Source organism: Mediterraneibacter flintii (assembly GCF_055387595.1).
On sequence record NZ_AP031405.1, the window covers coordinates 2,376,853 to 2,392,530 of the forward strand.

A 15,678-nucleotide genomic window follows, 5' to 3' on the forward strand; every position below is an offset into this window, starting at 1 on the left:
TCCTTTACATTAAAGTTCTAAATATGTTTGATTTTCCTTTTCCAAAATGGTAATTTTATGATTCCTACTAATGTTCCTACTCCATAAGCTACATGTAAAGATAAAAAAATTAATGGAAGTAATAAATAATATATATAGATTCTCTGGTTTTTAATAGCAAAAAATGACATAATTATATCTAGCAAAAAATATATTATTAAAATTCCAGACAGAATCCATGTTATTCCTAATATGAAGCAAAATAATGCTATAATCAAAGACATTATAAATCCAAATGGTACAAAATGATAAATAGAAAAACATCCTGGACAGATCCCCAATGTCAATCCAATCCAAAGTCCATTTCCGAACTTCTGACGAATCATTTCCCTCCAAGTCCCTCTGGAATGCTGATAAGATATAATTCTAGGATCGTAACAAATTTTATATCCTGCTTTTCTTATTCTATAATGCATTTCATTATCTTCTGTTCTTCCTAAATTTTCATTGAAAAAACCCGCTTTTTCAAACACTTCTTTTTTATATGCTCCATGAAATACAGATTTTACATATGTTTTATGGTGGCTTTTTCTATATGGTGCAATGCTACTTCCAAACATTGATGTTTCTGCTAAGTATAAAGTATGCTTCCAAGGGGTACTTTCCTCTGGTATGTTAGGTCTCGGACCACCAGTTACATCCTCTCCGCTTTTTATACACCGTACATTGTTTGAAACAAATTCTTTTGGAATTACTGTATGAGCATCAATACGTAAAATGATATCTCCCTTTGCCTCTTTTATTGCAATATTCCAGCCTGCTGCTTGTATTTTTTTTGGATTGTCTAAAACCTTTACCCGAAGGAATCCATTCTCTTCCTTAGCAAAGTTCTCCATCAATTCCTTTGTTTTGTCTGTAGACATAGCATTAACAAAAATAATTTCTATTTTATTATGAGGATAATCTTGATTTCTTATATCTGAAAAAAGAGAACCAAGATTCCTTTCTTCATTATAAGCAATCACACAAAATGATACTATCATTTGTTTCTCCTTATTTTTTTACTATTTAACGCATATATTATATCATCTTTTTATATTCTATCAACTTAAATTTCCCTTTATCTCATTATTTTCGATAATAATAATATTTTTAATCAGCCAAATTTCAGCTCAGTTAACAGGTCGTTTTTTAACCTCTAAATGATAAACTAATGTTGTACTATTTCCATGCTCGTCTTTTACATCAACATAAAATGTATGTTCACCTAAATTTTCTGTAACAAAAGAATACTCATTATCCTCGCCATATTTCTGAACTATTTTTTCAATACCTTTAAACGACTCAGAAAATTGGTACTGATAGTTTCCCTTTTCTTCCATTGTAACAGACAATGTCACTCTCCTATTTTCATATTCAGCTCCCTGAGTTTGAATACTTGCTTCTATCGAACCATGCAATTGAGTTTTTTCTTTAATATATAGATATGAAAAACTGCCCAATAAAGCTAAGATGCACCCTATCGCAATCCCCCCTCTAACTTTTTTATTTTGTAAAAACCTGATTTCTTTTTTATTGCTTACTTTTATTCCTTCTATTGGCATCAGCTTCATTTTTATATAAATAGTCTGTAATATTGGTATTTTTGCAGAAATCAAAGCTCCTAGCCAACAACATCCTACACATACCCAAAACTGCAATGTAATACTAAACATAATCCAACTTGTAGATTCTGCTCTCGGGATATAAAATATAGTAAGTAAAGAAATAAATATAATCGTATCTGACAATAAGTGCTTTCCTATATAATATAGCATCCATATGAGAAGTGCTCCTAATAGTAAGCTTATTACCATAACTCCTACATACCCAAAATCAATGTAATTTTCTAACACATAAGAAGACCCCCAGCCTTGTCCTTCTAGATACTCCTTTCCCTTTGTTACATAAGATAAATTATGAGATAGACTATTGCTCTGTGTTCCATTAATTACGCTATTTTCAACAGGCAAAGCCGATGTTCCAAATAATGCCTGGCCTATACGTCCATGTACAATATAATCAATAAACTGACCAAATGTATAATTTCGTCCATTTCTTTTGGGCAGCTTGTCTATTACGGAAATCCCACGCGCAACAACTTCAAAGGTAACTCCCTGTCCTATAAAAAAGTCCTCTATCATTTTAAATATATTAAAATTGAGTACACGTAAACCAGATCTAATAAAAGAATATGCTGTCATAAATGCAAGTGCTATTGGCGTTCCTATTATAACAATTCCTTTTTCAAATCTCCCAAACCACTTTTCCTTATCTCCTTTAAAATCACGTATAAGATAATAAACAAGGATAAAAATGGAATTTAACATGATTGTTCCACGTACTCCTACAATTAAGTCAGGTAATGCACTTAATTCAAATAATGCCAATACAAAAAATGTTCGTCTCTTTCTCGGCCTAGTTGCTAAAAATATGCACATGCTATATTTCATCATGGCACCTATTGTGGAAATAAACCATGGCAGTTTACTTGAAAAACTACTATAATATTCCAAATAACTATGTGTATAAACATATAATATTTTTTCTATACCCTCAATAAAGAAAAAAACTGCCGTCAGATAAAATACCACCATCGAAACTATCTGCAAGCAGTTCCTGAACATTGTACTATCCTCTTTTTTACTTAATACCACCTTATTTGCTTCAAACCTATTTATATTTAATATGTGTGATGTACCTTCTGCGCCTAATTGCATAAACAGCAATGAAAGAAAAATAATTAATACAGCTACATAAAAATTTTCTTTTCCAATACCTTCTACATTCCACCATTTCTGTCCTGTAACAGCTTCTATTACTGGACGTACAATTAAAAAAACACCAATTGTAATTTGCATCCAAAAAAACAACATTCTTTCTTTAAAATTTTCAAATGCAAAAACAAAATTTAATAGCCAAATCGATGTCATAGATAAAATATTCATAGAATAATTCTTCTTATAGAACCATACTAAACTTACAATTAAAAGTATACCTAATAGTATATAACGTATCCTATATATTGAGTGCTTTTCTATTTTCATTGATGTTTTCCCTTCTACTCTATGTAAAATTTGGCTATACACTTAATCATACATACTATCTCTTTTTCAAAAATTTGTGAATTGTATACCGCCAGTTAAATGTTTCATTTGCTTTAAGAAATGAGACTCCTGTTGCCAAAAAGCAAGTTATCTTACATGTTGCCAATGTCTTTAATATTATGCAGCATATTAAAATAATCCCCCCCCCATTTTTACTCCCACACTAATAATTCCTTCCACTTCCCATCCTATATAAGAAAATATTCTATTTAATAAATTATGCATCAGATAAATTCCAAAAGACATTTGTACAAATGGCACTATATTCACTTTACTCTCTACGGAATCTAAATTTTGTTTAAAGAAAAGAAAAATACACGCTGCTAATAAAACAGCAAATCCTGCACTTTGATCTTGAATTTTTCCTGTATAACTATCTTCCAGTGTAATAAAAATTGTACTTGATGATATCAAAAGTAAATCAATAAATCCAACTGAAATTAGTATTAAATTAGATATATGCCGCTTCATATTGCCTAAAAAATATCCGAGTATAAATGTACATAAATGGCCTTTTAAAAATCTCAATTCTACCAAGGGGCCAACAGCTATAATATCTTTTATATCATCAGGTACTATAGCAGAAACCATACTTTGTAAAAAAATAAATATAATTAATACAAATAAATATTTTTTGCCTTGTCCATTCAAATTATTAATTGCCACATATAAAATCGGAGAAAGTAAATAAATTGCAATCAACGTATATACATACCAAAGATGCTGCATAATAGGCGTAGAAAACACTGATAACATATATTTTATAAAACTGCATAATAAAATGTCGTCATTCTTCCACATCACCCATAAGGTAACTAAGCAACTCCAAAAGATTAATGGAACTATTAAGTGTACAATTCTATGTTTTAATAATACAGTTACTTTTTCTGTTTTAGAGTCTGTTAGAATTAAATATCCTGACATCATAAAAAAGAGTGGAACTGCCGTATATCCAATTGTAGAAAGAACTATCAAAATACTTCTTACTATTGAATTAACATATATATCTCCTGAAATAATCGGTGAAGCTACATGCAGATATACGACCAGAAACACTCCTAAACTTCTTAAATAGTCAAAATATTTTATATGCTTTCTTTCCATATTATTTTCCTATATAATCTTTTATCAACTCTGTTACTAATTTTCCCTCTTCCTCAGTTAAATACGGGTGAATCGGAAGTGAAAGAACAGTATTACACAATTTTTCTGCTCTTGGACATTCTACATACATATCTATTGCTTTAAAAGCGGTTTGATGATGCATAGCTTTGGGATAATAAATCATAGTTGGTATTCCAGCTTTCTGCAAATGCTCTTTTAACCCATCCCGCTGAATATGGTTTTGTAATCTTATAGTATATTGTGCCCAACTAGAAAGAAAATTTGGTAATATTTCCGGAACTTCCACTACCCCTTTCAGTAACTTTGTATATTGAGAAGCTACACGATTAACATTTTTCACCTCATAATTTTTAAATGCATTTAACTTCACTTTTAGAATTGCTGCTTGTATTGTATCCAGCCTTGAGTTCCACCCAATTCGTATATTATCATATTTATATGTTCCCTTTCCATGAACTGATATGGATCGCAAATATTCCGCCATTTTATCACTATTAGTAAAAACTGCTCCTCCATCGCCGTAACATCCTAGCGGCTTTGCTGGAAAAAACGATGTAGTAGCAGCATCACCAAAACTGCATGCCCGTTTATTATTTATCATTCCACCAAACCCTTGAGCACCATCCTCTAAAAGAAATAAATCATATTTGTCTGCTATTTTTTGAAGTTTAGAGTAATCAGCCGGCTGACCATATAAATCAACTGCAATAATAGCTTTTGGTCTCAATTTTCCCTCTTTAATAACCGCAACAATTGCCTTTTCCAAAGATTCTGCATCTGCATTGTAGGTATTCTCGCATACATCATAAAATACAGGGGTCGCTCCTTCAAAGGAAACAACCTCTCCTGATGCAAAAAAAGTAAAGTCGGGCACAAATACAGCATCCCCTTCTTTAATTCCCCATGACATCAATACCATAGTTAAAGCATCTGTCCCATTACCGCAGGTAATACAATGTTTTACACCTACATAATCCGCAAGTTGCTTCTCCAATTCCTTTACCTGCGGACCATTAATATACTTGCAATTATCTAATACCTCCTGTATAGCCTTATCCATTTCTTCTTTTAGTGTCAAATACTGTGTGTTTAAATCACGAAATTGCATTTTTGTCACCTTTCTTTCATACATTATTTTTTTCATTAATATATCTAATAATTTTTGCAGGATTTCCAGCAATCACACAATTTCCTTCCGGAAAGCTTTTTGTAACAACTGCCCCTGCACCCACCGTAGTATGTGCTCCCAAAGTAACTCCTGGTAAAATAACTGCATTCATTCCTATCCAGCATTTTTCCCCAATATATACACTTTTTCCCGCTTTCCGTAACTCTGGATCCGTAACATCATGATTTGATGCTATAATTCCTACTCCTGCAGCAATCCAAGTTCCTCTGCCAATAGTTATATGTGAATCCATAGCTTGATAATACACTCCTAATCCTTGAAAATTACGAAGATCTTCTGGGCAAAACTCAATATTTTCCCAACCTATTACTTTAACATTTCTTCCAACCGGCCACGGTACTCCTGGATTACTTCCTTTTAATAGCCTGTCCCAACCGTCGTGATAGACCCATTTCCAACCGGGAGCTAAAAAACAACCATATTTTCCTCTAAACCATTCGCCTGTTAGATATTTCTTTTTATAATAACATAAAACAAAAATCTGCCCCCAAAAATAACACCAAATTCTTTTAATTATTTCCCTCAACATTATACTTTTCCTCGTCATCATTATTAAGACTTTTCCACAATTTTCTAATTACTTTTTTCTCTAAAGACAGATAGATTAAACCACCTATTCCACATAAAATAATTGTTTCAAATATACTTCCAATATTTTTTTCTAAAGGCAATATTCCTTTTGTCATAAACATAACTGTTCCTATACATATGTTATAAAAAGTAATTTTCCCCAAAGATTTCCAAGGGAAAATTTTTTGAAACGATATCCCTGTTACTTTCGATGTATACAAAAGCTGTATAAAAGCTGTGATTGATATAGATAAAAATGTAGCTATTGCCGGACCTATAAATCCCACTGTAAAATATCCCACTGCATTTAGTATAACATTCAAAATCAAACTTATAATCGATGTAACAAAAATAAATTGTGTTTTACCTATTGCATTTAGAATTATGCCAAAATACGTAACCCTTAATAATAAAACAAGGGTATAAACTCTAAAAACGCTAATACCTGGAAGATATTTTTCTGAATACAAAACAATGATAACATCTTGTGCAAATACAAAAAGAACCGTGGACAAAAATGCTATAAAAATGTATGCCAAACTGGTTGCATTTTTCCAAAGTTCTATAGCCTTTTTCTTTTTCTCTGCTTTTAAAAATTTAACTAATTGGGGCATAAGTACTGCTGTAATCGAACTAGCCACAATTGTTACCGGCATTTCTTTAGAAGCGTTTGTATAAATCGCCAACTCTTCTGTAGTATAAAAGAAGCCTATCATCATTTTATCCAGTTCTATACTAATTGTTCCTACAACTGACGCCAATCCTACAGGTATTGAAAACATCAAAATTTCTTTTATTCTATACTTCTGAAAAGAAACTTTTAATCCCCCTACTAAATTAAAAGAAATTTCATAAACCCAAATAGAAAAGAATATTTCTGTTAACAGGAAAAAAATCATGTATATATAAAAAGAAATTTTAAACCACCAACATACAGCTATAACTCCTAACGTTAACAAACCATATAAAATTTTAAATATTACTAATTTTTTTATGTTATGAAAAACAATTAATATATTCTCAATTCCAGAAAGTATAATCTTTGTCCATGGATACAAGAGTAAAAAATACCAAAATAAACCTATTAATGAATTATTAAAATACTTTTCTATTACTGGAATAAGTAAAATTAAAATAATTCCTGATACTATTCCCGCAATTGTACATAAAGAAAAATAAATAGATAAAAAGTCTTTTTGTTCTTTTCGGTTGTCCGCTTTCGCCAAAAAATAATTAATGCTATTTGGCAAGCCAATCATAAAAATAGTAACGACAATTGTAATAACTAACTGTAATTGTGAATATATACCATATTCTTCCAAAGTTCTAAACCGAGATAAAAGCATTGTTGACAGCATAGTTAATAACGTAGTTGCAACTTTTACAGCAGTTAATTTAGTCGCATCTCCAGCAATAGAATTTTTCATCTGTACCCCTTTCTTCACTTGATATTGTCACATGCCGCCTCTATCTCTCTAACCACTTCAGACCAATCAAATTCCCTCGCACGTTCTCTTGCACACTCAACCCAACTGTTTGCTACTACCGGATTTTTTAACACGAAGTAAATCCCGTCCGCAAGAGCTTTTGCGTTCCAATTATCAACCAACTTCGCCGAAACCCCATCTTGTAAAAGTTGTCGATAAATCGCAGAGTCCCATGCAACAATCGGACGTTTAGAAATCATTGACTCTAATATAGACATTCCATAACCTCCCCCACCAGCGGCGCAAACATTAACGTCTCCACCTTTGGCATACGATACCACATTTCTGTGCTCTCCTAATAAATGAACTTGTTCTGCTACTCCTAAATTCTCTGCATATTTATTAAATTTCTCAATATTTCCTTTTCCAAGACCAACTAAATGCACTTTAATATTATAAAATTCTTTCAAATATTTTACTGCATCAATTATTGCATAATATCCTTTAATCTTCTGTACAGTTCCTATCGTAACCAGTTTAATCTCATTCTCCAAATCCAACTTACTATAATCAAATGGTTCTACTTGATCATATCTATCGAAATCAACTCCATTTTTTATTACAATACTATGAAAGCCCTTCTTTTTTAAAGCTGCCTGTGTATCCAGTCCATTTGCCCATATTGCATCCATTGCCTGCAGATTTTTCTTTTCCATTCTTTTAGCAATACCGCCAATTCCAGGATAAGTTTCTCCCAAAACTTCTGGGTGCAAACTTCGACAAGACGCTACCATTTTTGAATTTGGAAAATCTTTTTTCAAAAGTCTCGCAGTTTTTGCTGCAAATACTGTTCCTAATCCAATAAAATAATACTTTTCATTTCTATCTAAATACTTTTTAATAGCTTTGCGCATACTATACACTGTTATATTAGAATTATATACAGCTATATAAGAACGCACAAATGGCCTTAAAATTTTAATATGATTCAAATTAGATACTGGTATTATTTTAATTTTAGGATTAATATCAGTAAATTTACCAGCTTCATTACCTTTTCTGTAATTTTTGACAGTAAAAATTGTTATATCATGTTTACTAATCATTTTCTCACATACATGATATATCCAAGTCTCAATTCCTCCTGTATAATAAGGATATGTTGAATCAAAAATAAACACTAGTTTCATAGCACTTTTCTCTTAGTAATATGTTTTCCTTCCTAATAAAAAATTTTTACAAATAGAATTAAATATAGTTGATTCTGTCTTTGTCTAAATTCCTTATATTGATAAAGATATAGAGTATTATACAAAACAAAAAATACATTGTATACACATTTGAAGGGCCAATTACCCATATAGGGAAACTAAAGATAAATATAATACTCAATTTTTCTATAGCTCTCAAAACATTCTTCCCTAAATATAACTTTATTGCGTATAATAATGGAAAAACTAATAAAATAATACCTAGAAATCCCCAGTCAACCATAAATTCCAACCATGCATTGTGAAGATTTAAGCTTGATCCATTTAATGCCTGTACATATTCTGGATTTAAGTCTGGGAACTCAGCTTTTAGGGCAATCCCTAAATTTCCAGCTCCAAATCCTATTCCTTTCATTTCCCATATTTGTTTTAAAGCAAATAACGTAGTATTAGTTCTGAAAGAAACTGAAGCAGTATACGTAGGATATGGGTTATCAGTAAGTATTCTGCTAATTGGCTCCATAATAATTCCTTGTAAGGAATACCCATTAATAGTTGGATTTAGTAAAATAACACCAACACCTATAAATAAAGCTAACATAGGCACTGTCAAACGCCTAATAATGAAAGACCCCTTTGTAGACTTTGTGTTGACACAAAAAAGTAGGACTATTTGAAACAGACATCCGAACAAAGACGCTTTACAATCATTTATATATAGCAGTAAAAAGAAAAAAACTATCATCAATAAAAAAACTATATTTTTTCTTTCTTGTAATCTTAAAAGATATATAGGCAGAATGGCAGCAATATAACATCCGTAATTATTAGGATTATCTATCGGAAGATTCCCAAAAAAGAATGGAAAAATATCTGATAAAAATAAAATAATTCCAAGTAACATGCCCATAAAACAAAGCCAGTCTCCAAACTTTTTTTCAAATCTATTCCCTTCTTTTTCTTTTATTATAGAAATGAGCACTACAATTAAGAAAATAGAAAAATATAAAATTGTATATTTTATATATGCTGAAAAATCAAACACAAGATCTGTTCTATAAACTCTATAAAAAATCACATTAAAAATACTATTTATAAAGACAAAGACCATGCCACCTATAATTAAACGTCTAAACCATTTTGGATATAAAGCAATTATAAGCACTGCTATGGGAATGCTTAATCTGAAAAAAGTATATGTTGTTCCAGGGATACGTAAAATATCACTTAATACAGCCAATGTTAATATAAAATAGAATATTTTTTCAGTATATCGCTCGTTATTCATTTTAAAATATAATTCTTTATTCATGGTTTTAAATATACCCAGCCATTAAATTGTTTGTCATATAGTTTGTTTAACTGTAGAATGACATTCAATTCTTCTTTTTTAGTTGTCATAGATTTAATGATGAGGTATGTTTTTACTGTTGATTCTTTAGAAACAATTTTATTATAATTTTCAAAATCAGTAATATAAAGATTATCCAAATTTAATGCTTCCAGTTCTATTTTGATTTCTCTGATGTTATTTCCTAACACTAAAATTGCTTTTTCTTTTTTATTGAGAATAGTACACCATATTTTTAATAACTGACTATCTTTTTTACTAAGTTGTAATATTTCGTCTTTACCTAAAGCTTGTCTCAACTCCTCAGGAGAGGAAATGTGTTTATCCAAAATCATCAACACATAAACCAGAAAAACTCCACTTAACATAACTGCAAAAAATATTAAAACATCTTTCAATAAAACTGGACTATTCTCATCTTGAGTAACATATCTCTCAAGTCCCCCTATTTTTATTAATTCTGTCTCCTGTCTATAATTCTTCATTTTTTCATTAAGAACACTAATTATTGCATTCATTTGAGTATTCGCCAAATTTTTCTCATTAAATATTTTTAAAATAAAAAAATTACTATTTGCTATTGGTTCTAGTAAAATCTTATTCCAGTTACTGATAATTTCTTCACCTTCATTTTCCAATAAATCATTGATTTCTTTTTGTACATCTTCTATACTTAATAGGGTCTTACAATTTCCAATAATTGAAGAAGTTGCTATATTTTGTATATTTTCTTCATCAATTTTAACCGGTAAAATCTTCTGTTCATAAGATTCTATATTTTTATCTGAATTCATATTAGAACGTATACCCATTCCTAACAAAATACCGCCCAATATCAGACAAATCATCAAAATCCACCAATATTTTTTTAAATATGTTATAGTTTTCTCTCTTGTTATAATCAATTCTTCTAACATGTTCACCTCTGATACCTATTTAATTATCTCAAAGTTTTTATTAGTTCAATTTCTTTTTGCGTAGTATTTTTTCCAAAATATTTTTGATTTTTTGCTATTTCTCGATTAGTCATAGCATAATTAAATATTTTTGAAAAATTTTGCCGGTCTTTATCATTTGAAATAAAATAAACATTTTTAAAGCCTTCAAATACTTCTTTGCATACGGGTATATCAGATGTTATCAGCGGAATGCCATATGTTGCCAATTCACAAGCCATAACCCCCTGTGCATCTGTTCTTGTCGGCATTAATGCACATTTTGACTGTTCAAGATATCTGAGTATTTCTTCATGTTTTAAATACCTGGGAATAACCTCCAGATTATGTGGCTTTTCATAATGTTCAAAATAATTTCCTTTCCCTATTAAGCACATTTTATATGCTGGATTTTCTTCTGCAATACGGCATATAACATCTACACAATATTTAGATCCATCCAAATTATTCCGGATGCTAATAATATCATATTTTTTCTCTTTTTCCGTATTATATGTAATACGTTCAAATTCCTTTCCTATACAATTGTAAATAATATGATATCTATCCACTAAATACTCTTTATTTACTTTTGTCCACTTTAGAAATTCATCATACATCCAATTACTTACAAATACAAATTGTATCTTCTGGTAATTTTCTTCAAAAAATCTTTTCCACATCTTTAATTTTATAATATCATATATATCTTTTGCTTTTTCTAAAACAAGATTTCTTTTTATATATTTATAAGGTTTCGGATAAACTTTTGCGCATCTAAGAACTTCATGTCCATGAAAAAAAAACATATAATTATCAAATTTTGAACCATACTTTTTTACAAATCTATAATGATGCTTCAAATTACATGCATGAATTATCAAAAGTTTCCCGTACTTTTCTTTTTCTATACATTTCTCATATGTTTTCTCCGTAATCACTTCAATTCCATCTATTATATAATCATGTTGTGCACTAAAATTTAGAACTGTTACATAAATCCCAGCTTCTTTATAAGCCATATTTCTAGCATGTACATAATACAAATTAATTCCACCTTGCAGATCCGGATATGACTCTACTGCTATCAAACTTTTCATTATTATGCTCCTAACTTTTCTACTATTATGTCCGCTATTTGCAAACTTGCTGTACCATCACCATATGGATTTGATGCTTGGCTCATACGATTATATTCATCTTTATTTTCTACTAACATTTTAAAGCTCTCATATATCTTTAATTCTTCTGTTCCTACTAATTTTAATGTACCTGCCTCAATTCCTTCAGGTCTTTCTGTAGTATCTCTCATTACAAGTACTGGTTTTCCCAGAGATGGAGCTTCTTCCTGTATTCCTCCACTATCAGTTAAAATTAAGTAACTTCTTGCTAAAAAATTATGAAAATCAATTACATCCAATGGTTCTATAATATGGATTTTCTCATTATTTCCGAGAATTTTATCAGCAGTTTCCCTCACTACTGGATTCATGTGAATTGGATAAATAACTCTAATATCTGAATATTCATTACAAACCCTTTTTATAGCTCTAAACATATTTTCCATAGGCTGTCCTAAATTCTCACGTCTATGTGCAGTAATCATAATAAGCCTTTTTCCCTCACACCAATCTAATTCCGGATGTCTATAATTTTGCATTACAGTTGTCTTTAATGCATCTATAGCTGTATTACCTGTTACAAAAATAGTCGATATATCCTTTCCTTCTTTTAGTAAATTTTGTTTCGCCATTTCTGTAGGCGCAAAATTTAAACGGCTAATAATACCAACAGCTTCCCTATTAAATTCTTCAGGATATGGCGAATCTATATTATACGTACGTAAACCTGCTTCAACATGTCCTACAGCTATATTTAAGTAAAAACATGCTAATGCTGTCACAAACGTAGTCGATGTATCTCCATGTACTAATACCAAATCTGGTCTTTCTTTCTCCAAAATCTTTTTTATTCCATTCAAAATATTAATCGTGACATCAAATAGAGTTTGCCTCTCTTTCATTACAGATAAATCATATTCTGGAATAATCTGAAAAGTATCCATTACCTGATCAAGCATTTGTCTATGTTGACCTGTTACACATACTTTTATATCTAGATTTTTTCTCCTTTTAAGTTCTTTTATTAACGGGCACATTTTTATTGCTTCTGGTCGCGTCCCGAAAACCACCATTATCCTTTTCATATATGCTCCTCTATATGTTTTATCAATTTTTAATTCGTCAAAAAATATCTTTAATTGCTTTAACTTAATTGATTTTCCAAATATTTAAAACTCTCCGATCATATCAATTGTCGAAAAATCATTTAAAGGAAGCCTTACCACATTCCCTTCTTTTTGACTTTTATAAATTGCTAGTACTAATTCTAGTGCATTTCTTCCTGCATATGCATCTACATATGGTACTCTATTATTTTTTATTGCTTCAATCATATCTGCATATAAACTCGTATGGCCATTTCCATACACATTACTCGTCTGCTCTTCTAAACCTTTATTTTCCTGATCTTTAGCTGTCTCGTCAGAAAAATTCCATACATCAATATTATTGGTAGACTTTCCTCCTAATTTTACCGTTCCCTTCTCTCCAAATAAATATAATGTTTCTTCTAAGTTTTGAGGATAAACATTTGTTGTACCTTCCACTGTAGCAACTGCACCATTTTTAAATTTCACTACTGCCATTCCTATATCTTCAGCTTCAAGATAGTTGTGAAACTGCTGTTTTGTAACACCATAAACCGATTCTATATCATCCCCCATCATCCACCGTAAAAGATCAATTCCATGTATGCACTGATTCATTAATGCACCGCCATCCTGTTTCCAGGTTCCTCTCCATGGTGCTTGTGAATAATATTCTTTATTTCTATTCCAACGTACATGGATGGAACCATGGGATAATCTTCCAAATCTCCCCGTATCTAAAGCTTTTCTCATTTCCTGAACAGCAATATTGAAGCGATTCTGATGACATGCTGATACTTTTACACCTTTTTCTTCTGAAAGGCTAATAATTTTATCTGCATCAGATATGCTCATAGCCATAGGTTTCTCAATAATAACATTTACTCCTTGTTGTATACAATATAACGCAATTTCCGCATGAAGACCACTTTCTGTTGCTATCGCAACTAATTCTGGTTTCTTTTCCTCTATCATTTTTTTATAATTTGTATATCGCGCTATACTTTTATTATGCTTCAACCCGTGCTTATCCAAAACTGCTTCTATATGTTCCGGTATTATATCACACGCAGCTACAAATTCAAGTTTATTATTAAGCGCCGCTTTTATGTGATTAGTTGATATTCTGCCACAGCCTATTAATCCATATCTCATACTACCATCTCCTATAAAATTTCTATGTTATCTCTATCATCTATATTTTTCATTACGTTCTTTGTATCAAAAATCGCTTTTGCATTTCTTTGAATCATATCATAATTTACATTGCTATGAGCCGTTGTAATCATTATCAAATCATATGCCGCTACTATTTCTGGAGTCAGCTTTTCTATACCTCTATGCTTTTCTCCTAAATATTTATACTCTTTTATCCATGGATCGTAAAAGTCTACCTTTGCCTTTTCTCTTTTTAGAATTTCAATCACTTTAAGAGCTGGACTTTCTCTGTAATCATCAATATCCTGCTTATATGCTACCCCAAGCACAAGCACTTTTGCTCCGTTCATGGCCTTAGCATAAGAATTAAGCAGCTTGCTCGCTCTTTCTACACAATATTCTGGCATCTTGTCATTAATCATCATAGAACTTTCAATCATAGAAGTATGAAAACCATATTCCCTAGCTTTCCAACTTAAATAATAAGGATCAAGCGGAATACAATGACCTCCAAGGCCCGGTCCTGGATAAAACGCCTGGAATCCATATGGCTTTGTTTTCGCAGCGTCAATCACTTCCCACATACTAATTCCCATTTCTTTACATAACATCGTCAGTTCATTAATAAGCCCTATATTAATATTTCTATACGTATTTTCTAAAATTTTTTCCATTTCGGCAATTGCTGGTGAAGACACCTCATATACTTCTCCATCCAGTACTGCACGGTACATAGCTGCAATTACCTCTGTAGCATCTTTTCCTATTGCCCCAACTACTTTAGGTGTATTTTTTGTTTTATAAATTAAATTTCCTGGATCTACACGTTCTGGTGAAAATCCTAAATAAAAGTCTTCCCCACACTTTAGCCCCGAACCTTTTTCTAAAATTGGTTTAATTAATTCTTCTGTAGTACCTGGATAAGTAGTAGATTCCAATACTACCATCGTTTCCCTAGTTAAGTATTGTGAGATTTCCTCTGCTGATGCCTTCACATAGCTAATATCTGGTTGCTGATGTTTATCTAAAGGAGTCGGAACACAAATAGCAATAAACTCTACATCTTTAACAAAGCTAAAGTCAGTAGTTGCCTGTAACATACCGCTTTTAACTAATTCCTTTAAATCACTATCTACAACATCTCCTATATAATTGTGCCCCTTATTAACAAGATTTACTTTTTCCGTTTGTACATCAAACCCAATTGTTTTAAAACCTGCTTTTGCTTTCTCTACAGCAAGCGGTAATCCAACATATCCTAATCCTACTACTCCTACTGTTATTTTTCTCTCTTTGATTTTATTAAGTAATCTTTCTTTCATAATCTTTCCTTCCTTATCACACACTTTTTTACTATTACATTTTTATGATATTAGCT

At 31.1% G+C, this 15,678-nt stretch carries 13 protein-coding genes; all 13 read right to left on the minus strand.

The window, feature by feature from the left end; translation table 11 throughout:
- Positions 1-17: 17 nt before the first annotated feature.
- The gene (locus tag ACZ5C4_RS11305; protein ID WP_186874217.1) at positions 18-1,022 is read right to left on the minus strand and encodes a glycosyltransferase family 2 protein; all 1,005 of its coding nucleotides are present in this window, start codon (positions 1,020-1,022) and stop codon (positions 18-20) included.
- A 129-nt stretch (positions 1,023-1,151) separates the two neighbouring features.
- Positions 1,152-3,065: an O-antigen polysaccharide polymerase Wzy family protein gene (locus ACZ5C4_RS11310; RefSeq protein ID WP_464521081.1), complete on the minus strand. Its 1,914-nt coding sequence runs from the start codon at positions 3,063-3,065 to the stop codon at positions 1,152-1,154.
- Between the two features lie 189 nt (positions 3,066-3,254).
- Positions 3,255-4,229 carry an acyltransferase gene (locus ACZ5C4_RS11315; RefSeq protein ID WP_464521082.1) on the minus strand — a complete coding sequence of 325 codons (975 nt, stop codon included), beginning with the start codon at positions 4,227-4,229 and terminating at the stop codon, positions 3,255-3,257.
- A gap of 1 nt (position 4,230) precedes the next feature.
- Complete coding sequence (locus ACZ5C4_RS11320) at positions 4,231-5,430, minus strand: DegT/DnrJ/EryC1/StrS family aminotransferase (protein ID WP_464521083.1); 1,200 nt, start codon at positions 5,428-5,430, stop codon at positions 4,231-4,233.
- Positions 5,375-5,968, minus strand: coding sequence for a DapH/DapD/GlmU-related protein (locus ACZ5C4_RS11325; protein ID WP_207723860.1), 594 nt, complete (start codon positions 5,966-5,968; stop codon positions 5,375-5,377). The genes ACZ5C4_RS11320 and ACZ5C4_RS11325 overlap by 56 nt, the downstream gene beginning before the upstream one ends.
- Positions 5,949-7,436: an oligosaccharide flippase family protein gene (locus tag ACZ5C4_RS11330; RefSeq protein ID WP_464521084.1), complete on the minus strand. Its 1,488-nt coding sequence runs from the start codon at positions 7,434-7,436 to the stop codon at positions 5,949-5,951. The genes ACZ5C4_RS11325 and ACZ5C4_RS11330 overlap by 20 nt, the downstream gene beginning before the upstream one ends.
- 14 nt (positions 7,437-7,450) lie before the next feature.
- On the minus strand, positions 7,451-8,626 hold the full coding sequence (locus ACZ5C4_RS11335; RefSeq protein ID WP_464521085.1) for a glycosyltransferase family 4 protein: 1,176 nt from the start codon (positions 8,624-8,626) through the stop codon (positions 7,451-7,453).
- A 58-nt stretch (positions 8,627-8,684) separates the two neighbouring features.
- Positions 8,685-9,959, minus strand: coding sequence for an O-antigen ligase family protein (locus ACZ5C4_RS11340; RefSeq protein WP_186874212.1), 1,275 nt, complete (start codon positions 9,957-9,959; stop codon positions 8,685-8,687).
- The gene (locus tag ACZ5C4_RS11345; RefSeq protein WP_464521086.1) at positions 9,956-10,915 is read right to left on the minus strand and encodes a hypothetical protein; all 960 of its coding nucleotides are present in this window, start codon (positions 10,913-10,915) and stop codon (positions 9,956-9,958) included. The genes ACZ5C4_RS11340 and ACZ5C4_RS11345 overlap by 4 nt, the downstream gene beginning before the upstream one ends.
- 23 nt (positions 10,916-10,938) lie before the next feature.
- Positions 10,939-12,033, minus strand: a complete 1,095-nt coding sequence (locus ACZ5C4_RS11350; protein WP_186874210.1) for a glycosyltransferase — start codon at positions 12,031-12,033, stop codon at positions 10,939-10,941.
- Between the two features lie 2 nt (positions 12,034-12,035).
- Positions 12,036-13,139, minus strand: coding sequence for a non-hydrolyzing UDP-N-acetylglucosamine 2-epimerase (gene wecB, locus ACZ5C4_RS11355; RefSeq protein ID WP_464521087.1), 1,104 nt, complete (start codon positions 13,137-13,139; stop codon positions 12,036-12,038).
- 84 nt (positions 13,140-13,223) lie between these two features.
- A complete protein-coding gene (locus ACZ5C4_RS11360) occupies positions 13,224-14,297 on the minus strand; it encodes a Gfo/Idh/MocA family protein (protein ID WP_464521088.1) in 1,074 nt (357 codons plus the stop codon).
- Between the two features lie 11 nt (positions 14,298-14,308).
- The gene (locus tag ACZ5C4_RS11365) at positions 14,309-15,622 is read right to left on the minus strand and encodes a nucleotide sugar dehydrogenase (RefSeq protein WP_464521089.1); all 1,314 of its coding nucleotides are present in this window, start codon (positions 15,620-15,622) and stop codon (positions 14,309-14,311) included.
- Positions 15,623-15,678 lie beyond the last annotated feature (56 nt).